The sequence below is a fragment of the Bacillus sp. FSL R9-9410 genome (genome assembly GCF_038050385.1).
Classification (GTDB): domain Bacteria; phylum Bacillota; class Bacilli; order Bacillales; family Bacillaceae_G; genus Bacillus_A; species Bacillus_A cereus_U.
Map to the genome: position 1 here is coordinate 2,914,948 of NZ_JBBOTV010000001.1, position 21,793 is coordinate 2,936,740.

Sequence of the window (21,793 nt, forward strand, 5' to 3'; positions counted from 1 at the left end):
ATAAAAGGCAATTTTTAAAAATCATTACTATTTGTAACACCGTTCAATATATTGAACGGTGTTACAAATGATTTAATTCACCTTTGCTCCATAACATCTCGCAACTGCAACCGCCTGCGCTATATCTAATTTCACGTTTTTTAAATCAAAAGCTTTAAAATCAACTCTATCAACTACAGCTCCTCTTAAATCCGCCCCACTAAGTTTCACCTTACCTAATTGTGCGCCCGTTAAATCCGCTTCACGCAAATCTGCTTTTTCTAAATTACATTCATATAGGTCAGCTTCAATTAAACGAATACCCTTTAACATTTGTTTACTTAAGTTCGCAAACCTTAAATTCGTATATGACCAATCGCCTGATATAATTGTTATTCCGTCTAAATTCGCCTCTTCGAAATCCGAACCAGTCATTTTACATTCTTCAAACTTAGATACAAATAAATTCGCACCAAAAAACCTACAATTAGCAAACGTAGTTCCTTGATGGATAGAAGCATTAAAAAGAGTACCAGTAAAATCACATTCTATGAAATTACAATTTTTAGTAAAAACTTCTGATGCATCTATCCCTCTAAAACGGCATTTTATGAAGGTACAATTTTTCAATTCCTCGTCTTTTATCCAGACATCTTGAAAATCTATTTCTACATATTCTTTATTTACAAATTCACTCATAATCAATCCTCCAATTTTTCAAAAAACCTCACTTCAGCATGAAGTGAGGTTTCTTCTTATACAATATGCTCATCTAACCATGAAATCAAATCTTGAAATACATCTTCTCTATTCACTTCATGGAACATTTCATGTCTACCATTTTCATATAAACGAAGTGTTACATCTTTCACACCACATTTTTTATAGTTTTCGTATACTTCTTTTACACCTTTCCCCATATCCCCAACAGGATCACGATCACCAGAGAATATATGTATTGGAAGATTTTTTGATGTCTTCTTGTATTCTTCTATTTTATTTACTTCTAGAACTCCATGAAACAATTCTCGGTAAAAACTAGTCGTGCAAATGAATCCACATAACGGATCCGCAATATACTTATCAACTTGATGAATATCTGAAGATAACCAATCAAATTTCGTACGATTTGGCTTAAAGTGTGAGTTGAAGTTTCCGAAAGATAAGAAGTTCAGCATCGGACTTTTCGTTTTCTTTCCGCGAAGTTTCATCTCAATTGTCGCTACTTTATGACCGATACTTCCTAAAACCCCTGGATTTCCACCAGTTCCTGAAATAAGAAATCCATCATATAATTCACCTTTAAGTTGTACAGCACGTCTTGATAAAAAAGAACCCATACTATGTCCAAGTAAAAATAACGGGCATGTCTGCTCTTCTTTTATCATTTCCGAAACAAAAATCACATCAGACACAGCCTGATTCCAACCTATATTTGGTTCGAAATGACCATAGTCTTCTTCTCTTTTTACTGTTTTCCCATGTCCTTTATGATCATGAGCATAAACACCATATCCTGCTTCTAATAAAGCATCAATAAAGTCTGTATAAACACCTGCATGTTCTGTCATACCATGCGCAATTTGAATAATCCCTCGCGGATTTCCTTCTGGTAACCATTTACGCAAGTAAATTTCCGATTTATCCAATGCCGTAACGAAATTTTCCTGTATGCTCATTCCGACAGCCTCCAAATCTATTATGTATATCTTTTTTTATAATGAATAAACATTCATTATTCTTATTATGTATTATATGCAATTGCTTTCATTATGACAAATGATCTATTTTTCCGATTACATATTAAACTATTATCTTGACGAATTTAAAATAAAATTATATAGTCACTTACATAAAGTAATTAATATATTTTTAGGAGGTTTTAATCATGATGCCCTCACTATTTTTAGCACATGGATCACCTATGCTTGCTATTCAAGATACAGACTATACACGCTTTTTAAAGACACTTGGAGAAACATATAAACCGAAAGCTATTGTTATTTTTACCGCTCACTGGGAAAGTGAAGTATTAACGATCTCCTCTTCAGATGAAGTATATGAAACAATTTATGACTTTGGAGGTTTTCCTCCTGAGTTATACGAAATCAAATATCATGCGAAAGGCTCTTCTAGCATTGCGTCTATGCTAGAAACAAAATTTAAAAACAAAGGCATTCCAGTCCATCATAATATGACAAGAGGTTTAGATCATGGTTCATGGACACTCCTGCATCGTATGTACCCAGAAGCAAATATTCCTGTCGTACAAATATCAGTAAATCCATTCCTTCCTGCAAAAGAACAATTTGAAATTGGAGAAGCACTAAAAGGACTTGGACAAGAAGATATTTTAGTAATCGGCAGCGGAGTTACTGTTCATAATTTACGAGCATTAAAATGGAATGAAACAACTCCGGAACAATGGGCGATTGAATTTGATGATTGGATTATAAATCATATGCATACTAGCGATAAAGATGCATTGTTTAACTGGGAAAGAAATGCTCCTCATGCACAATTAGCTGTACCAAGAGCGGAACATTTCGTTCCTCTATTTATCGCGATGGGTAGTGGTGAGAACGACGGTACGGTCATTCACCGTAGCTACGAGCTTGGTACGCTAAGTTATCTTTGTCTTCAGTTTTAATGAAAAAGGATGGAGCAAATATTGCTTCATCCTTTTACTGTTCATTCACCTAATTAACTAACTTCCAAATGTTGTTTCTCTGATACCTCTTCGTTCTTATTGTGAAAATAAACCCAAATACATGCAATAAATAATAATGATGATGTAGAGAAGAAAACATATTGGAATCCCGCATGAGCTGCAATTTGTCCGCCAAGTACTGGTCCAATCATATTTCCTAAAAACTGAAACGATTGATTATATCCAAATATTCGTCCCGTTACATGGGTTGGCGTATGTTGTTTTAGTAGAGTTTGTACGGAAGGTAATAGTCCTGCTTGTGCAATACCTAATAAAAAGCGAAGAATTAATAGTTGCCAAGCTGAGGTTACAAATGCTTGCGGAATAAAAATAATTCCTGCAGCAAACAACGCTACAACTAACGTTTTTTGAGGTCCAATATGATCTGATAATCTTCCTAGCTTAGGAGCTGCTAAAATAACTGCTAATCCTGTCGCAGACATGACTGCACCTGCAAGCATTTCAATATGATCTGTTCCTGGTCCTACCAAATGCTTTACGTACAACGTAATAATAGGTTGAATCGACATATTTGCAAGCTGAATAATAAACGTTGCTACAAATAAACTTATTATTAAATGTTTTGCCGGGACCATCGTCCATACTTTTTTCGGCTGTGCCTTTTTTGCTTTAGCAGAATGTTTCTCCTCATGTAAGAAGAAAAAGACGATAAGAAAAGAAAGGAATAAGAAAGCTCCTGTAACTAGAAAAACATGGCGCATTCCGATTAACTCTGACAAATAACCTCCGAGTATCGGCCCAAGTAATGAACCGCTCACGCCTCCAGTTGAGATTGTAGAAATTGCCCAACCTGAATGTTCTCGCGGTGTTTCTGCAGCAATAAATGTCATCGCTGTAGAAAGGAAACCAGATACCGCTCCCATTAAAAACCGAAGTGCGACTAGTTGATACACGTCCGTCACAAACCCCATAAGCGTCATAATTACCGCCATACCAAGGCTAGCACGTATAAGCATCAATTTCCGTCCATGTATATCACCAAGCTTGCCCCATATTGGTGATACGATCGCACCCATTAAAAATGTTACACCAAATGCAAGTCCCGACCACTGTGCAATACTCGAAGTGCCAGTCACTCCTAATTCCTCAATATAAAAAGATAAAAAAGGAATTACTAAACTCATACCGGCTGCAGTGGTAAAACAACCTAGCCAACAAATCATTAAATTTCGTTTCCAGCTGGCCATTTTCACACCTTCTTTCATTCGATACCCATTCTACACCGTTTTCTAGAAAAAGTTTAGTAATTTGCTTTACAGAATTTACGATACGGGAAAGCCCACGCAGGACTTTAGTCCGTCTTTAGACGTGGGATGAAAGCATCGTTTTTGCATAGCAAAACATGGTATACTTTATTCATAGTCATGCAAAAGACTCTAAAACGACTGTTCTCTGAAAACAGAATACATATGAGGTTGGGGTAGCAAATTCTTCTACTCCGTAAAATGTATTAAGTCGTCATGCAAAAGACGTAAAAACATTTGAGAACCAACAATCTGTACGGTATGGTCACAGTACCGTAGCCCACGAACCTATATGGTCTGTTGTGGGAGTGGTGATGGCACACCGCAATCTTGCACGTCAGCGATACCAGAAATGGACTTCGCCTTTGGTAGCAAGAATCCCACTGACGTTAGTCAGCTGGCCCCTTTAGGGGTGGGAGTGTCAAATGTAATATTTACTATAAAACCCGCTATTTTCTAGTAAGAATCACTACATTCCTACAACGTTTTCATAATAAAACCAACTCCCCTATATGAAGTTGGTTAATTATTCTCTATCTGTATTAAACTCGCATTACAACTTCTCTCGTAAAACTCAATCGGACCTGCTTGTCCAATAATTGCATATTCATATCTATCTTGCTTCATACTATATAAACAATGATGTAACAATTCCTTCCCAACACCGTTCACACGATTATGTTTCGCTGTACCCATAGGGCCAAACAATCCTTTCTTTCCTCTCACAACATCGTAACAAGCGAAACCAATAATTTCTCCTCCTTCCTCAGCAATAAAAATAGGTACCTCTTCTTTATATGTCCGAAATCCATAATCTAAAGATTTTAACCAACGCTCACCAAATTCATCCTTAACAAAACGTGCTAACTTTTCAAAATCAGAAAAGATTGCTCTTCTAATATTACAGCTTAAATTATTATAAATAGGATTGAATCTTTTTAAAGCAACGGTTAAGTCTCTTGGCTCAGATGTAATTTGCAATACCTCTTTTTGCACATTTTCACTTAAAACCTTTTCAATAACTGTATCCCCTTGAAAAATTGCATATAAAACATGTCCTTCATTTATTAATACTTGCTGAAAACGGTCCATCCGTTTCTTTGCTACTTTTAAAACTTCTATCGTCTTATTTGAAACTTTAAACTCCCCAACATTTATGTATTCTATTTCATTTGTATAATATTGTTGAAGCAACGATATTTTTGCTAAAAAATCCATACCCACCGTGTGAAATAAATACATATGTAACTCCGCACAAACTCCAGTACCTTCCTTACAAGCTCCTATAAATAGATGAACTGGATGAATAATTCCTTTATTACACTCAGCCTCTCGCGTTGCAATCTCCAATATTTTATAGGCACGTTTTGTAAATTGGAATTCCTCCATCTATATCCCTTCCCCCTAAAAACTAAATATCAAACCGTAACCATATATAATAGAAACAATTATTCCAACTACCAATATCCCTGGAAGTAAATTTGCTACTTTAATTTTAATGAATCCAAGTAAGTTTAATCCAATTGCAAAAATCATAATACCACCAGTTGCTGTCATTTCAACTATAAATTGATTCATTAATTTCTCTGGTACAAAACTATTAATTTGTGTTGCGAAAATTGCAATGGCACCTTCATATAAAATAACTGGAATCGCTGAAAATACCACTCCAATCCCAAGAGTTGTCGTCAATATAATAGAAATGAATCCATCAATAATCGCTTTTGTGAATAAAACATCGTGATTCCCTCTAATACCACTGTCTAATGCGCCAAGTATCCCCATCGCTCCAATTGCAAAAATTAGAGTAGCTGTTACAAAACCTTCTGATATACTTCCTTTACCTTTCGATCCAACTTTATTTTCTAGCCATTCTCCTAAATGTGTTAATCTTTCTTCTAATTGTAGCCATTCTCCAATTACCGCACCAATAACTAAACTTAAAATCACAACGAGAAAACTTTCACTCTTCAATGCCATTTGAAGTCCAAGTACAGCAACCGTTAAACCAATTGCATGCATAATCGTTCCTTTCATACTTTCTGGAATATTACTAAATAATTTACCAAACAAAGTTCCAATTATAATGCAGACCCCATTTACAACTGCTCCTAATATAACCATATTACATTCTCCATCCTCTGCATTCTTTATTACTATATTCTGGATTACACATTGCTTTAAAGGTTACCTATATGTTAACTTAATATTGAGAATATTAACAAGTGATTTCCATTACTAACAACCCACTTTTTTAGCATCTATGAATCTATCTATACGTTATTTTCACTACATTCATTGTGGAATTTCACGATTACGGTATACAGGGAACCTTTAGTCAGTGATAGATTTTTATCAGTTGAACAAAGCGGGACAAAACCAAAAGGGACGGTAGCTATGAAAACTTTATTAAAACGACTTATTTTAATAGCCTTTTTCATTACACCAATTGTTTTATTAATCAATTACACTTACATTTCAAAAGCAAAAAATAAACCAGATGTACAAAACGCATCAACCAAAGCAAATTCAACGACCGAAAAGAAAAACGAAGACCCTGAAATTACACTCACCTTCTCTGGTGATACAATGTTCGATTGGCAATTACGTCCTGTAATCGAAAAAAATGGGGCGGATTACCCGTTTCAACACGTAAAAGAAGAAATAACAAAAGCTGATATTTCTTTTGTTAATTTAGAGTCAGCATTTACAACGAGAGAAAAAAAAGTACCTGGACAACAATTTTGGATTAAAAGTGATCCATCCACACTACAAGCAATTAAAAATACTGGATACGATATTGTCAATATTGGCAATAACCATACACTTGATTATGGACAAGATGGACTACTAGACACCATTTCTCACGTCGAAAAATTAAAACTACCTTACACTGGAGCCGGAAAAAATACTGAAGATGCTTATACTGCTCGTGAACTAACTGTAAAAGGAAAAAAGTTTAAGTTTCTTTCCTTTGTACGCTTTATGCCTAACTTTAATTGGGTAGCTGGTGACAATAAACCTGGCGTTGCAAACGGATATGATCTAGATCTTGTAACAAAAACAATTCAAGAGCAAAAGAAAGATGCTGATTATGTAATCGTCTATATGCATTGGGGCGTCGAAAAATCAAATCGCCCGATAGAATACCAGAAACAATATGTTCCGAAAATGGTAGAGGCGGGTGCTGATGCGATTGTTGGAAGTCACCCGCATTGGTTACAAGGGTTTGAGTATTATAATAAAGTGCCTATCGCTTACTCATTAGGAAACTTTTTATTCCCAAGTTATGTGAATGGAAAAAGCGCCGAAACTGGCGTATTAACTTTAACCTTTAAAGGAAAGGATGTCCAAATGTCATTCAATCCTTACATCATTCGCAACAACCAAGTTTCCCCTGTAAATGAAGAAGAAAAGAAAAAAGCTCTACAATATTTACAAACGGTTTCAACTGATGTAGAAATTGATGATACTGGGAAAATAATAAACAAACGCAACTAAACAGCATGAGATCCATTTCTCTGTGATATACATTACAAAAAGGTGATGAATATGCTGAAAAACTTGTTAGAAAATATAAGTCTGCTAGAAAAAGTGTATGAACTATCTATAGCGATCCTGCTTTTATGTTCCGTTTTTTCGGTTAGACTTCTAAGAAAAATAAAGCGAGAGAGAAAACTTTCTCCCTTTGAATTTACAATGTACATAATCATTCGTATTGCAATACTTTTTTGGTTAACTAGCTTTATCCTTCTTAAATATGGAACGTATTTCGTTTAACTTTCAAAGAATAAAAAAGATAGAACAAGCAGGATTTCCCGCCGCTTGTATCTATCTTTTTTATTTCAAGTAGAATTGTATGTTAACTCTTTTCTTTTATTAAATAAGTAAATCAAACAGCACAGGATTTTTATTAAGCTCCACAAATTGAATGTTATTTTCTTGAAAGCGAGTAATTAAAGCTTCATAGTCTTCCCTATGTTTTAATTCTACCCCCACTAAAGCTGGACCATTTTCTTTATTATGTTTCTTAATATACTCAAAGCGAGTAATATCATCTTCCGGTCCTAATCCTTTATCCAGAAACTCTCGTAGTGCTCCTGAACGTTGAGGAAATTCAATGATGAAGTAATGCTTTAATCCTTCGTGAATAAGGGATCGTTCTTTCATTTCTTGCATTCTATCAATATCATTATTCCCACCACTTAACGTACATACAACTGTTTTCCCCTTTATTTCATCTCTGTATAGATCAAGTGCCGCAATAGAAAGCGCTCCAGCCGGCTCTGCTACAATCGCATTTTTCTTATACAGTTCTAAAATCGTCGTACAAACCTTTCCCTCTGGTACTAAAACAATGTCATCAATTACATCTTTACATGTTTCAAAAGTTAACTTTCCTACTTTCTTAACTGCTGCTCCATCAACGAAACTATCAATCTTATCTAATGCAACATTTTCATTTTGAAGAAAAGCTTCTTTCATAGATGCAGCTCCCATCGGTTCTACACCGATTACCTTTGTAGTAGGACTAACCCCCTTTACATATGTACCAATACCAGATGCTAATCCACCACCGCCAATTGCTGTAAATATATAATCAACTGGTTTCTCCATATCATGCATAATTTCAACAGCGACTGTTCCTTGACCAGCAATGACATACGGATCATCGAACGGATGTACAAATGTCATCCTATTTTCCACACAATAGCGCTGCGCCTCTTGGAAAGCACTATCAAATGTATCACCAACTAATACAATTTCTGCGAAATCACCACCGAAAAATTCAACTTGTGATACTTTTTGCTTAGGTGTGGTTGTCGGCATGAAAATTTTTGACGGAATCTTCAATAAATTACAAGTATAAGCCACTCCTTGTGCATGATTACCCGCACTTGCACAAACAACACCATTTTTTAACTTTTCTTTCGGTAAACTTTGAATTAAATTATACGCACCACGAATTTTGAAAGAACGAATAACTTGTAAATCTTCTCGCTTAACGTATACGTCACATTCATATTTCTCAGATAAAACTGAATCTCGTTGTAACGGTGTTTTAATAACGATATCTTTCATGCAATTATGAGCCATTAAGATATCTTCAATTTTCACTCTCTCCTTTACCTTTTGCACCATTCCGTATCATCCTTATCTCTTTTAAATTGGCTCAATCAAAATTCGGGATTTTTAGAACTGCACCTGTATTCGCCGATGTTACCATTTGTGCATAACGTCCAAGCCACCCAGTTTTCACTTTTGGTTCTGGTCGTTTCCATTCTTTTTTACGCTTCTCTAATTCCTCATCACTAACTCTCACTTCTAACAAGCGTTCCTCAACATCAATACATACAATATCTCCTTTTTCAAGAAGTGCAATCGTTCCTCCCCCAGCTGCTTCTGGTGAAATATGCCCTACTGAAATACCACGTGAAGCACCAGAGAAGCGACCATCAGTTAACAGTGCAACATCTGCTCCTAATCCCATACCAGCAATTGCTGATGTTGGTGCTAACATTTCCGGCATACCAGGTCCGCCTCTTGGTCCTTCATAGCGAATAACAACTACATCCCCTTTCTTAACTTTCCCAAGCATAATGCCGGCAAGCGCCTCATCTTGTGAATTAAAAATAACGCAAGGTCCTTCAAATCGTTTTACTTCTGTTGCTCCGCTTTTAATAACCGCTCCATCTTTCGCAAGGTTTCCTTTTAATATACGTAATCCCCCTTCTTCACTATGAGGATTTTCGAGAGAATGAATCACTTCCTTATCTTGAATCTCTGCATGAGCGATATTTTCTCGTAACGTTTGCCCAGTAGCAGTTATACGATCAAGGTGAAGTACCCCTTCTTTTCGGCTCATCTCTTTCAAAATTGCACTAATCCCGCCTGCTCGATCGATATCTTCCATATGCCAATTAGAAGCTGGACTTACTTTACATAAATGCGGTACACGCCTTGAAACTGCATCAATGCGGTTCATATCGTAATCTAACCCCGCCTCTTGTGCGAGTGCTAATGTGTGTAATACTGTATTCGTTGATCCACCCATCGCCATATCAAGTGCAAACGCATCATCAATTGCTTCTTCTGTTACAATGTCGCGTGGTTTAATATCTCTTTCAATTAAAATTTTTAATTTTTCTGCTGCTTGTTTAATTAACTCCTCACGTCTTGGATCAATTGCTAAAATACTCCCGTTACCAGGAAGAGCTAAGCCTAACACTTCACATAAACAGTTCATAGAGTTCGCTGTAAACATACCGGAACAAGAACCACAAGATGGACAGCCATGATCTTCAATATCCTTTAATTCTTCTTCTGAAATTTTCCCAGATTGATAGGCTCCTACCCCTTCAAAAACAGAACTTAAATCGACAACTTCCCCTTTAGATGTTTTCCCCGCTGCCATCGGTCCACCTGAAACAAAAACAGTTGGAATGTTTACACGAAGTGCAGCCATCATCATACCTGGCGTAATTTTGTCGCAGTTTGGAATACAAATCATTCCATCAAACCAGTGTGCATTTACAACCGTTTCTACTGAATCTGCAATAATTTCACGACTCGGAAGCGAATAACGCATACCGATATGGCCCATCGCAATACCGTCATCTACTCCAATTGTATTAAATTCAAATGGAACCATGCCTGCTGCACGTACTGCTTCTTTAACAAGTTTCCCAAACTCATTTAAGTGCTTATGACCTGGAATAATTTCAATAAAAGAATTACAAATTGCTATGAATGGTTTATCAAAATCTTCATCTTTTAAACCAGTTGCTTTTAATAAACTACGATGCGGAGCTTTATCAAAACCTTTTTTAATCATGTCACTTCTCATCTTGTCAAATCCCTTCTTACACATTTTTTCTCTTACTTACTCTATTTTTTAAAATAAAAACTCTCACCTCAGCAATCAACTACTACTTAATAGTAGCTTTGATTGCTGAGGCGAGAGTTTCGCGTTACCACTCAGCTTCCTTACACTTCTCACGAAATATAAGCTTTGTAGGTCCAACCAGACCCCCGTCCTTTTACCGGAGACGATGCCGCCGCCCTCTACTCAGTTTCCCTTTCGCAAGCGATGCTCCGAGGTGATATTCAATGATTCGATTGTTACTACTCTCACAGCCTTGGAGTAGCTCTCTGAAACGATCATAATCATCTACTTTCCTCTTCTTTGCATATACAAAATATTAATTCAGAAAATTCTTAATTAACTTTTATTTGTTAAACGTATTATAGGACTTTGTCCTTTTCATTGTCAATATATTTTTCATTTTTTTTAAAAGTTCAATTCATTCACTAGAAGGATATTTATTTTTCTCAAAACAAAATCGGAATGACCTCCTTACATGTACTCATATATTGCTTAAGTATGTTTGCTTTTCTACATAAAGAAAAACAACTTAAAAACATATAAAAAATTTATGAGGAGATGAGAGAACTATGTTAAAAGGTAAAATAGCATTAGTTACTGGAGCAAGCCGAGGAATTGGACGTGCTATCGCAAAGCGTTTAGCAAACGACGGTGCATTAGTTGCTGTTCATTATGGTAACCGAAAAGAAGATGCTGAAGAAACTGTTCATGAAATTCAATCAAATGGCGGATCAGCTTTTTCTATCGGTGCAAATCTTGAATCTTTACACGGTGTAGAAAATCTATATAACTCTTTAGATACTGAATTGCAAAAGCGAACTGGTGGAACGGAATTTGATATTTTAATAAACAACGCTGGAATTGGACCTGGTGCTTTTATTGAAGAAACGACTGAACAATTTTTTGATAGAATCGTTTCAGTAAATGCAAAAGCACCATTCTTCATCATCCAACAAGCTCTACCACGTTTACGTGACAATAGCCGGATTGTTAATATCTCATCAGCCGCAACTCGCATTTCTTTACCTGATTTCGTTGCATATAGTATGACGAAAGGTGCAATTAACACAATGACTTTCACGCTTGCAAAGCAGCTTGGAGCAAGAGGAATAACGGTGAATGCAATACTTCCAGGCTTTATCAAAACAGATATGAACGCGGAACTCTTGAGCGATCCAATGATGAAACAATATGCTACTAACATTTCAGCTTTCAATCGATTAGGTGAAGTAGAAGACATTGCCGATACCGCTGCATTTCTCGCTTCCCCTGATAGTCGTTGGGTTACTGGCCAATTGATTGATGTGAGCGGAGGATCTTGTTTATAAAAAACATATATTTTCAAATCTTTTTTATTGCGCAATAAAACAATTTATATAATACTATATAAAACATATATATTTAGGAGGATTACAGCAATGTCAGAAAAAACATACGAACTCGCAACCTTCGCAGGTGGTTGTTTTTGGTGCATGGTAAAGCCATTTGATGAACTTCCTGGTATTCATAAAGTGCTTTCCGGCTATGCAGGTGGTCATGTAGAAAACCCAACATATGAACAAGTAAAGGCTGGAACATCTGGACATTTAGAAGTCGTACAAATTACATTCGATCCTTCTATTTTCCCATATCAAAAATTATTAGATTTATATTGGCCACAAATCGATCCGACTGATGATGATGGACAATTTTTCGATCGTGGCCCCTCTTACCGCACAGCAATTTTTTATCATAATGAAACACAAAAAGAACTTGCAGAAAAATCGAAGCAAACTCTAGCAGAAAGCGGTATGTTTAAAGATCCAATCGTGACTGAAATTCGTCCGACTGCACCTTTTTATGAGGCCGAAGAATACCATCAACATTTTTATAAAAAGAACCCAGAAAAGTACGCTTTAGAACGTAAAGAATCTGGTCGTGAAGATTTTATTAACGAAAATTGGCAAAAAAAATAATAAAAACGCATCGTGCTTTCTTTTAAAAGTACGATGCGTTTTTATCTTTGAAAAAGGTACCATACAATGAAAAAAACAATTGCTGTTAAAACTAATTACTAGGCAGTCGAATACCGCGCCAACTGCCTACATCGCATTGGCCATATTCGTTATCACCCACCGCTACCACCGTGCTGTCTGATTTAAGACCGACTGTATGGGCACAACCCGCCGCTATCGCTACAATATCGCGCCAATCACTTACATCACATTGACCATGTTTATTATTACCCACAGCCGTCACTATGCCGTCTGATTTAAGACCAATTGTATGATTACTCCCTGCAGCTATCGCCACAATATCCCTCCAGCTACTGACATCGCATTGACCATGTTTATTATTGCCCACAGCCGTCACCATGCCGTCTGATTTAAGACCAACTGTATGAAGATAACCCGCCGCTATCGCCACAATATTCCGCCAGCCACTTACATTGCATTGGTCATACCGATTATTACCCACAGTCGTCACAGTGCCGTCCAATTTAAGGCCAATTGTATGCCAGTCACCCGCCGCGACCGCCACAATATCACGCCACCCGCTTATATTGCATTCACCTTCTTTATTTCGCCCCACTGCTACCACCGTGCCATCCGATTTAAGACCAATGGTACGACGCCACCCCGCCGCCACTGCTACAATATTATTCCAGTCGTTTACATCACATTGGTCATGCTTATTCCAACCCACTGCTACCACAGTACTGTCAGTTGTAAGACCGATTGTATGAGCATTACCTGTGTTCGTCGCCATATGAACATTACCCACCGCGACCGCTTCAATATCACGCCAGCCGCTTACATTGCATTCACCTTCTTTATTTCGCCCCACTGCTACCGCCGTGCCATCCGATTTAAGACCAACGGTATGACCACGACCAGCCACTATCGTATCTTTAGGCCATCGTTTCACCTTTAACACCTCATCTTTTGTTAAAAATAAGCACTTGTATCGAAATAGATATTTTGATCAAACTTTATTTTTAATCTACATCTACAAAGGAAATCTATTACTACTTCTTCAAAAAATAAAAACCTCCAGTTTAAGTACTAGAGGTCTTCTATTTATTTCTTCAATCTCTCAATAAAATCCTGTAATTTATCAAGCGATTTCATGTTATGGTTACAAGCAACACCATCTTTGCAAATATAATTCCCCTTTTTAACAAACGTTCCTGGGATCTTTCCTTTTATTTCAACTAAAAACATCCCTACTTCTTCATGCCCATGACATAATGAACAAATACTTTTTTTATTTATGCTTTGGAACGTTCCTTGTAGACCAACGAACTTATTATTGTTTTTTGCAATTATAAATTTCCTGCTTGTTCCTTTATCAATCCAGCTTAAATAAGACGTTTCTTTCATATTAATTTCATCCATATCAGGAAGTTTTAATTTTTTCGCTTTTGGGAATAATTTTTTTAACGTTTGTGCTGTAACTTCCTGAAACGGTATTACATACGGATTTATTTTCAGTAAAAACGATTCTGCACCTTCTCTATTTTCAACTGTTAATACCGTATCAATTAACTCTTTCTGTTCATCCGTTAAATTCTCAAATACATGTATTATCTTTTCAATTGCAAGTGATTTTAACGCTTGAATTACTCCTCTATCATTTGCCGTCGCATGTCCATTTGCTAAAATATAAGCTTGTGACTTTATAAAATTATATTGATCACTTCTAATAAAAACTTCCATCTTTATCACTCCATACAAATTGTTGATCTAGTTTTACTTTATTGTATACAATGATTCAGTTTTTTGATATGTAAAAGATAGTTTAGAAATGAAAATTACATAACTGCATCGATTATTTTCTACCGATTCATCTCCTGACAAAAGAAACCATCATCTGTTTTCCATTCCGCATATAGAACATCCTCAAATTTAGTAATTCCTTTTTGCTTAATTTGCTTATAAAGCCACCCTTCATCAAAACCCGCTTCCCTCAAATTATCCTTAACTACTTTCCCGTCACTAATTAATGAAATGGGTAAGTATACTGGCTTATGTTTTAAACTTAAATCATTTATATTGGGAGTTTCATATTTACTTTTTTTCAGAACGCTTATGTTTCCGTTAGGTTCCAATATCATATATTCAACTTCTCGGATTGAAAAAATATCTTTTTGTTGTCTTAGCATTTGCTGTAATTGGTTTATGTCCAAATGATTTGCACTTAATTGCTCTCGGTCAATATGCCCATTACGAATAATAATAGAAGGGTATCCTTCAAAAAACCTTCTTGTTCCTCTTATTTTTTGCGTTATCACTTCTATTGTGTAAATTAATATGACCCAAACAAATACTGAATATAAAATAGACCACACTTTAATTTTAGGATCATATATTGAATTTCCAACAAGCTCACCAAGAACGATAGCAGAAATAAAATCAAAAGGTGTTAGCTGAGATATTTGTGTTTTCCCTAATATTTTTGTAGCAACCAATAGAACAAAAAAACCAACTAAAAGCTCTATAGTTATTTGTCCGATATGATTCATATATGTTCACCTTTCTGCTTTACGAAATAAGACCCCTACTTTTCATCCACACGCTATGTATTCTATTTAGTAAAAGGACGTTGCATTTTTGGTATTATCTTGCCCACTCACACCCAATATATCCAATGCCTACAAAATAAAAAAAGCCTGATTCACAATAACATATGAACCAGACCCTTTCACTTTTATTCACTTAGAATACACTATCTTTTTAATCGTTTCTCCAGAAAGAAAATATTCTTCTGCAAGTTGCTGAATTGCAATTCCACTTTTAAAAGCGTCTTTAATTGCTTTATTTCTTTCATCCAGTTGTTTTCTTCCGCCAGATCGTGTACCCCATTTATAATGTTTTGTTTCTTGTTTTGGAATGTAAATTGTTTCACCTTGTATATACTTTTGAATTTCAGCAATTAAACTTTCTGGTAAAACGGCCTTAGCCTTTACGTATTTCATTTCTGCTCGCCCCTTATTTTTTATGGTTCATTTCAATAAGGTGCAAAGCCAAATATAAAAAATGATACGAGCTCATTTTGGCGATTGATTGTATATTACTTGTCTACCTCACGCAAAGTATCGCCATTTCTATACTTGGCTTTGCATGAGACGCTGCAGTGTCTGGCAATTGAATTGTAATCGCCATATAAACCCCTCCTAATATACCTTTTGCATTTTATTATATGATAAATTTCCTCTCCTTGCATCTTCATCCTTTTTCAAAGCACCAAGTTACTTAGTTTGATATAATACTTTTTAATCAAATCAAAAATAAATGTGAGGTTGTATTATGAAGAAGAAAAAAATAATCATCATTATATTAGTTACACTACTTATTATTGTTATATCATTATTCGGCACGTACAAATTAATGAACGCAAGAAGCTTTCAATTATTTGGAGACTTAACAAATCGCATTGAAGCGAATGAAAAAGTGATTGCTTTAACTTTTGATGATGGCCCTACTAACAATGTAAAACAAATACTACCACTGCTAGATAAGTACAATGCAAAAGCTACTTTCTTTGTTATCGGAAATGAATTAGAAAACAATTTACCATTAGGTAAAGCGATTGTTCAATCTGGACACCAACTTGGAAATCATACATATTCTCATAACAGAATGGTTTTTAAATCACCTTCTTTTATTAAAGAAGAAATAGAAAAAACAAATTCATTAATTCGCCAAACAGGATTTACCGGCGAAATTGATTTTAGGCCACCCAACGGTAAGAAACTAATAGGACTACCATACTATTTAAACAAAAATAATATTGAAACTATCACATGGAATCTTGAGCCTGATACTTTTTATAAATCTGCGGCTGATAAAGTTGATTACGTCAATAAGAATATAAAACCTGGTTCTATCATTTTATTGCACTCTATGTACGATGAATCTAATGAAAATCTGCAAACCATTGAAGGTATTTTAGACTCTTTATCTAAAAAGGGGTATCAATTCGTAACAGTAAATGAACTGCAAAAAAGAGCAAAATAAAAAGGTAGCGTATCATACCACGATACGCTACCTTTCTTTTATATAATTCCAAGCACATTTAGGAATACGATAATAATCGCAATTGGTGCAATATAGCGAAGTAAGAATAACCATAATACGAATAGTTTATAGCCTTTATTTTTACTTACACCAAGCTCTTTCATTAATACATCTTTCTTCATTTTCAAGGGAACAAAGATGGAAACTAATAAAACACCAAGCGGCATTAGTATGTTACTAACCGCATAGTCTGCTAAATCAAAAATTGTTTTTCCAAATGGTTTCACATCGCTTAACAAACCGAATGATAATGCTGATGGTACCCCAACAACGAAAATTAATAATCCTACGATTAATGCCATTTTTTCACGTTTCCCTTTGCTTTTACCTTTTGTTGTTAAAGATGCAACGCTAATTTCTAGCATTGAAATTGCTGATGTAACAGTAGCAAAGAAGAATAGTAATAAGAAAACGATGAAGAATAATTTTCCGAACGCCATTTTACTGAAAATAGCTGGCAATACGATAAATAATAGTCCTGGTCCTTGAGATGGTTCCATTCCAAATGCGAACACAACTGGGAAAATTGCAAGTCCTGCAAGTAATGTAATAACAAGTGTTAAAGCTACGATAGAAAATGCTGAACGCGGTAAACTTTCTTCTTTCGGTAAGTATGAGCTATACGTTACCATAACGGCTACACCGACAGATAGCGAGAAGAACGATTGCCCCATTGCATATAAAATGATTTCTGATGTTACGTTTGAGAAATCAGGTTGTAAGAAGAATCGAACTCCTTCTCCAGCACCGTCTAACGTAAGTGCACGAACAATTAATACAAAGAATAAAACGAATAGCGCTGGCATGAAATATTTATTTACTTTTTCAACACCATTTTGTACACCTTTACTTACGATAAAAATAGTAATAAGGATGAATAATAGCTGTGATCCAACTGCTAAATACGGATTGGAAATGATTTCACCAAACGTAGCTTCGTATGCTCCATTTCCTTCCCATAGTCTACCTGTAATTGCATTCCATAAGTATAATAAAATCCAACCCCCTACAACACTGTAGAAAGAAAGTAATATGAAACATGTTACAATCCCTAATTTACCTAACCACGGCCATAACGTTTTAGGAGCAATCTCTCTATACGCATCAACAGCCTCTTTTTGTGTACTTCTTCCAATAACGAATTCAGCTAATAATAGCGGTAAACCAATTAATAATGTGAAACCGATGAAAATAAGGAAGAATGCCCCGCCTCCTCCGATGCCGGCCATATATGGGAATTTCCAAATCGCCCCAAGACCAATTGCTGAACCTGCTGCAGCTAATACGAAACCTAATTTCGATGTCCATTGCTGTGAATTCATCTTTTTATCTCCTCTCTTTTTCTACTTCTTTTCATTATAATTCGCTCTATGTTCATATTGTTCTATTACTAGCCCGTTCTAATCCAACCACTTCCTCTCAAATAAAAAACGCCCCTACGTAAATACGTAGGGACGACAAAAATATCGCGGTACCACCCTAGTTATGAAGATACAACAAAAGTAAGACCTAAATAAAAACGCCCCTACGCAAATACGTAGGGACGATAAAATATCGCGGTACCACCCTAGTTATGAAGACACAACGAAGTTAAGACCTAAATAAAAAACGTCCCTACGTAAATACGTAGGGACGATATATATCGCGGTACCACCCTAGTTGTGAAAAAAATCTTCACCACTTTATTTGATAACGGTATGCACTACCGTCTTTCATTTCCTCACAATGTGAGATTTATGAAAGATGCTCCAGGACGAACTTCATGAATAATCTATATACTGATTCACACCAACCATCAGCTCTCTGAAATAGGGAGATTTTCACTACTATACCCTTTCATTGCTCAAATATTATTTTCCGAATTGATTACTATCATTTTTATCATACATTAAAAATAGTGTCAACTTATATTTTGAAATTTTATGCATTACATTCTATTTTAAAATTCAAAATATGACTTTCAAATGAATAGTATTAGAACATTTATGGTTTATACTGTATTAACTTCTCTAACAGGTTTATAGTAGTATACGATAAATGCAAGACAGCACGAGTAGGAGGAAAGAATTTTGTCTACTTCAAAAGTTTTAAAAGGTACCGCTTTATTAAGTGGTGCAACAATGATTTCACGAATTTTAGGTTTTATATACTTTTTCCCCTTCCAATTATTAGTTGGAACGCAAGGGGTTGCTTTATACGGATATGCATACTCTTGGTACGGTATTTTATTAAGCTTTTCAACAGCTGGTATTCCAATTGCCGTCTCAAAATTTGTTGCAAAACATAATGCGCTTGGTGATTATAGTACAAGTAAAAAATTGTATAACTCGAGCGTAAAATTGATGTTGTTTATGGGCTTTTTAGGATTTTTAACTTTATTTATTGGAGCACCGTACATATCACAATTTATCATTCGCTCGAAAACGCCAGATCCACAATTTATCGCCGACGTAACACTTACAATGCGAGCATTAAGTTTCGCGCTTATTATCGTACCAGCTATGAGTGTTACACGTGGTTATTTCCAAGGTTTTCAACATATGAAACCTAGTGCTGTATCTCAAGTTGTGGAACAAATTGCGCGCGTTGTTTTCATTTTAGTTGGTAGTTTTATCGTCTCCAAACTATTAGGAGGCTCAGTAGCTTCTTCTGTTGCAGTTGCTACGTTTGGCGCTGTTATCGGAGCAATTGCCAGCGTCTCTATTTTAATGCTGTACTGGAAAAAGTATAACGGATTAAAGCCTCCTGAAGGTGAATTAAAGTCAAGGGCATCCGATATTCCATTAAAAAATATTTACATGGAATTACTTCGATATGCAATCCCCATTGTATTTGTTGGTATTGCAATTCCACTCTATACGTTAGTAGATCAATATACCGTAGCTGATGTCCTTAGGGCGATGGGAGAGCCTTTAGAAACCGCGAATGCCGTTTTCGCTTATATAACGAACTATGCACAAAAGTTAATTATGATTCCAGCTTCACTTGCAACTGGTTTCTCATTAACAATTATTCCGGCTATAACGAAATCATTTACAAGCGGGAAACTAGAAGAATTACAAGGACAAATTTCAAAGATATTTCAAGTATTGCTATTCTTCACTATCCCAGCAGCATTCGGTTTAGCTAGTATCGCTTACGATGCATTCCGCATGGTTTATGTAAATCCTGAAATTGCACTTGGTGGATCACAATATTTAATTTCATTTGCACCGTCTGCTATATTAAGTGCGATTTTCACAGTTTCAGCAGCTATATTACAAGGCATTGATTATCAAAGAAAAACAATGATTGCATTCTCAGTCGGTATTCTCGTTAAAATTGTGCTGAACACACCACTTTTACACTTATTCGGTGGACATGGTGCTGTACTTGGAACAATTCTTGGATATCTAGTTTCAAATATTATTATGTTGTACTGCATCGTTAAGTTTGCGAAATTTAAAATTGGCGAAACAGCAAAAACAGTATTTCTTATTACGATTTACTCCGCGGCAATGTCTGCTGTTGTAATTGCATTAAGAGCATTTATAAGCTGGATTATTCCTGGCCAATCTTATGTAGAATCACTGATTATTGTATTTATATGCGCCTCAGCAGGAGGACTTGTCTATCTTCTATTCGTATTAACGAGTGGACTCGCTTCGCATATTCTCGGTAATCGTATTCAACGTTTACCTGTATTAGGAAAGTTAGTAAAATAAAAAACAAGAGATGTAACTCGTTGTTACATCTCTTGTTTTTTCACTTCGCATATTGAATACGCTTTTGTTGTTCAGCGATATTTAATTCCGGCGCATGTTGTTCTACTAAATGTAATACCTCTTCAATTAGCACTTCTAACTCCTGTACACTATACTCCGGTTTCCCTATCAACGTATTCGCCATACGCTCACCCATTCTCTATTTTTCTAAAAGAAGCACCTTAATAGCGGATTTTCATCCTTACTATTAAGGTGCTTCTATCACTTTTTATTCAAATAGCCCCATACTTAAATAACGTTCCCCTGTATCCGGTGCAATACATAAAACTTTTTTACCAGCACCTAGACGCTTCGCTATCATAATTGCGGCGTAAACAGAGGCTCCTGAAGATGGCCCTACTAGTAATCCTTCTTGTCTTGCTAAGTTCCTCATTGTAGTTAATGCCTCTTCATCTGCAATTTGAATAATTTCGTTATACACTTCTGTATTTAAGTTTTTTGGAATAAAACCAGGACTTGTTCCGACTAGTTTATGAGGGCCTGGAACACCACCAGATAACACTGGTGACCCTTTCGGTTCTACTACTGCAATATATAAGTTTGGTAGTTTCTCTTTTAATGTTTCACCGGTCCCTGTAATTGTTCCACCTGTTCCTGCGGTTGCTACAAATGCATCAAGCTCTCCATCCATTTGTTCATAAATTTCAAGTGCAGTCGTATAACGATGAACATCCGGATTTGCTGGGTTTTCAAATTGCTGCGGAATAAAACTATTTGGAATTTCTTTTTGCAACTCTACCGCCTTTGCAATTGCTCCTGGCATTCTTTGTTCTGCCGGTGTTAAAACTACTTCTGCGCCGTATGCCTTCAATAAATTAATACGCTCTTTGGACATATTGTCTGGCATAATTAAAATTGCTTTATATCCTTTGGCTGCTGCATTCATCGCTAAACCAATTCCTGTATTGCCACTCGTCGGTTCAATAATTGTATCCCCCGGCTTAATGAGGCCGTGTTCCTCCGCAATATGAATTAAATTATAAGCAGCACGATCTTTCACACTGCGTGACGGATTAAACATTTCCAGTTTTACATACACATCCGCTGCGTCTTCTGGAATAAATTTAGATAATCGAACGACAGGTGTATCTCCTATTAATTCTGTAACGTTTTCACATACTTTCATAGCG

General features: G+C 35.9%; 20 protein-coding genes, 1 pseudogene and 1 other annotated feature. Of the genes and pseudogenes, 7 read left to right on the forward strand and 14 right to left on the reverse strand.

Going from position 1 to position 21,793, the window contains the following annotated elements; genetic code table 11:
* Positions 1-72: 72 nt before the first annotated feature.
* A complete protein-coding gene (locus MKX77_RS15135) occupies positions 73-678 on the reverse strand; it encodes a pentapeptide repeat-containing protein (protein WP_002031189.1) in 606 nt (201 codons plus the stop codon).
* A gap of 56 nt (positions 679-734) precedes the next feature.
* Complete coding sequence (locus tag MKX77_RS15140; protein ID WP_341307112.1) at positions 735-1,658, reverse strand: alpha/beta hydrolase; 924 nt, start codon at positions 1,656-1,658, stop codon at positions 735-737.
* A 209-nt stretch (positions 1,659-1,867) separates the two neighbouring features.
* Here MKX77_RS15140 and MKX77_RS15145 point away from each other — a divergent pair, with 209 nt between their 5' ends.
* Entirely contained in the window at positions 1,868-2,629 is a 762-nt protein-coding gene (locus MKX77_RS15145) for a DODA-type extradiol aromatic ring-opening family dioxygenase (protein ID WP_002012144.1), read from the forward strand.
* A 53-nt stretch (positions 2,630-2,682) separates the two neighbouring features.
* Here MKX77_RS15145 and MKX77_RS15150 read toward each other — a convergent pair whose 3' ends face one another.
* The 3 genes from MKX77_RS15150 to MKX77_RS15160 form a co-directional block, all read right to left on the reverse strand.
* Positions 2,683-3,897, reverse strand: a complete 1,215-nt coding sequence (locus tag MKX77_RS15150) for a multidrug efflux MFS transporter (protein WP_341307113.1) — start codon at positions 3,895-3,897, stop codon at positions 2,683-2,685.
* 579 nt (positions 3,898-4,476) lie between these two features.
* Complete coding sequence (locus tag MKX77_RS15155; RefSeq protein ID WP_341307114.1) at positions 4,477-5,343, reverse strand: GNAT family N-acetyltransferase; 867 nt, start codon at positions 5,341-5,343, stop codon at positions 4,477-4,479.
* Between the two features lie 15 nt (positions 5,344-5,358).
* Entirely contained in the window at positions 5,359-6,078 is a 720-nt protein-coding gene (locus MKX77_RS15160) for a DUF554 domain-containing protein (RefSeq protein ID WP_088078304.1), read from the reverse strand.
* A 273-nt stretch (positions 6,079-6,351) separates the two neighbouring features.
* On the opposite strand from MKX77_RS15160, the gene MKX77_RS15165 reads away from it, so the two are divergent.
* Both MKX77_RS15165 and MKX77_RS15170 read left to right on the forward strand, forming a co-directional pair.
* Complete coding sequence (locus MKX77_RS15165; RefSeq protein ID WP_341307115.1) at positions 6,352-7,455, forward strand: CapA family protein; 1,104 nt, start codon at positions 6,352-6,354, stop codon at positions 7,453-7,455.
* Positions 7,456-7,506: 51 nt separating this feature from the next.
* Complete coding sequence (locus tag MKX77_RS15170; protein ID WP_080013725.1) at positions 7,507-7,734, forward strand: hypothetical protein; 228 nt, start codon at positions 7,507-7,509, stop codon at positions 7,732-7,734.
* A gap of 99 nt (positions 7,735-7,833) precedes the next feature.
* Here MKX77_RS15170 and ilvA read toward each other — a convergent pair whose 3' ends face one another.
* Positions 7,834-9,096, reverse strand: coding sequence for a threonine ammonia-lyase IlvA (gene ilvA, locus MKX77_RS15175; protein ID WP_341307116.1), 1,263 nt, complete (start codon positions 9,094-9,096; stop codon positions 7,834-7,836).
* Positions 9,097-9,127: 31 nt separating this feature from the next.
* Positions 9,128-10,801: a dihydroxy-acid dehydratase gene (gene ilvD, locus MKX77_RS15180; RefSeq protein WP_341307117.1), complete on the reverse strand. Its 1,674-nt coding sequence runs from the start codon at positions 10,799-10,801 to the stop codon at positions 9,128-9,130.
* Positions 10,802-11,409: 608 nt separating this feature from the next.
* Between ilvD and MKX77_RS15185 the strand changes: the two genes are divergently transcribed.
* Together MKX77_RS15185 and msrA are read left to right on the forward strand one after the other, a co-directional pair.
* Positions 11,410-12,168 carry an SDR family oxidoreductase gene (locus tag MKX77_RS15185; RefSeq protein WP_002141274.1) on the forward strand — a complete coding sequence of 253 codons (759 nt, stop codon included), beginning with the start codon at positions 11,410-11,412 and terminating at the stop codon, positions 12,166-12,168.
* Positions 12,169-12,258: 90 nt separating this feature from the next.
* Positions 12,259-12,795, forward strand: a complete 537-nt coding sequence (gene msrA / locus MKX77_RS15190) for a peptide-methionine (S)-S-oxide reductase MsrA (protein ID WP_215555957.1) — start codon at positions 12,259-12,261, stop codon at positions 12,793-12,795.
* 91 nt (positions 12,796-12,886) lie between these two features.
* Here the strand turns inward: msrA and MKX77_RS15195 are convergent, their stop codons facing one another.
* The 4 genes from MKX77_RS15195 to MKX77_RS15210 form a co-directional block, all read right to left on the reverse strand.
* Entirely contained in the window at positions 12,887-13,756 is an 870-nt protein-coding gene (locus MKX77_RS15195; RefSeq protein ID WP_341307118.1) for an RCC1 domain-containing protein, read from the reverse strand.
* Positions 13,757-13,899: 143 nt separating this feature from the next.
* Entirely contained in the window at positions 13,900-14,538 is a 639-nt protein-coding gene (locus MKX77_RS15200) for a FusB/FusC family EF-G-binding protein (protein ID WP_341307119.1), read from the reverse strand.
* Positions 14,539-14,657: 119 nt separating this feature from the next.
* Positions 14,658-15,344, reverse strand: coding sequence for a DUF421 domain-containing protein (locus MKX77_RS15205; protein ID WP_215555954.1), 687 nt, complete (start codon positions 15,342-15,344; stop codon positions 14,658-14,660).
* Between the two features lie 189 nt (positions 15,345-15,533).
* Positions 15,534-15,797: a CD3324 family protein gene (locus MKX77_RS15210; RefSeq protein ID WP_341307120.1), complete on the reverse strand. Its 264-nt coding sequence runs from the start codon at positions 15,795-15,797 to the stop codon at positions 15,534-15,536.
* Between the two features lie 331 nt (positions 15,798-16,128).
* Here MKX77_RS15210 and MKX77_RS15215 point away from each other — a divergent pair, with 331 nt between their 5' ends.
* The gene (locus MKX77_RS15215) at positions 16,129-16,839 is read left to right on the forward strand and encodes a polysaccharide deacetylase family protein (RefSeq protein WP_341307121.1); all 711 of its coding nucleotides are present in this window, start codon (positions 16,129-16,131) and stop codon (positions 16,837-16,839) included.
* 38 nt (positions 16,840-16,877) lie between these two features.
* On the opposite strand, the gene MKX77_RS15220 is transcribed toward MKX77_RS15215, so the two are convergent.
* Positions 16,878-18,221 (reverse strand): sodium-dependent transporter, encoded by a 1,344-nt coding sequence (locus MKX77_RS15220; protein ID WP_215555952.1) that lies wholly within the window; start codon positions 18,219-18,221, stop codon positions 16,878-16,880.
* Between the two features lie 303 nt (positions 18,222-18,524).
* Positions 18,525-18,748: a binding site (T-box leader), on the reverse strand.
* A 220-nt stretch (positions 18,749-18,968) separates the two neighbouring features.
* On the opposite strand from MKX77_RS15220, the gene MKX77_RS15225 reads away from it, so the two are divergent.
* Positions 18,969-20,603: a putative polysaccharide biosynthesis protein gene (locus MKX77_RS15225; protein WP_341307122.1), complete on the forward strand. Its 1,635-nt coding sequence runs from the start codon at positions 18,969-18,971 to the stop codon at positions 20,601-20,603.
* Between the two features lie 40 nt (positions 20,604-20,643).
* Here the strand turns inward: MKX77_RS15225 and MKX77_RS15230 are convergent.
* Positions 20,644-20,793 (reverse strand): annotated as a pseudogene (locus MKX77_RS15230) (DUF4037 domain-containing protein); the annotation flags it as partial.
* 78 nt (positions 20,794-20,871) lie between these two features.
* Positions 20,872-21,789, reverse strand: coding sequence for a cysteine synthase A (gene cysK, locus MKX77_RS15235; RefSeq protein ID WP_078173131.1), 918 nt, complete (start codon positions 21,787-21,789; stop codon positions 20,872-20,874).
* Between the last annotated feature and the right edge of the window lie 4 nt (positions 21,790-21,793).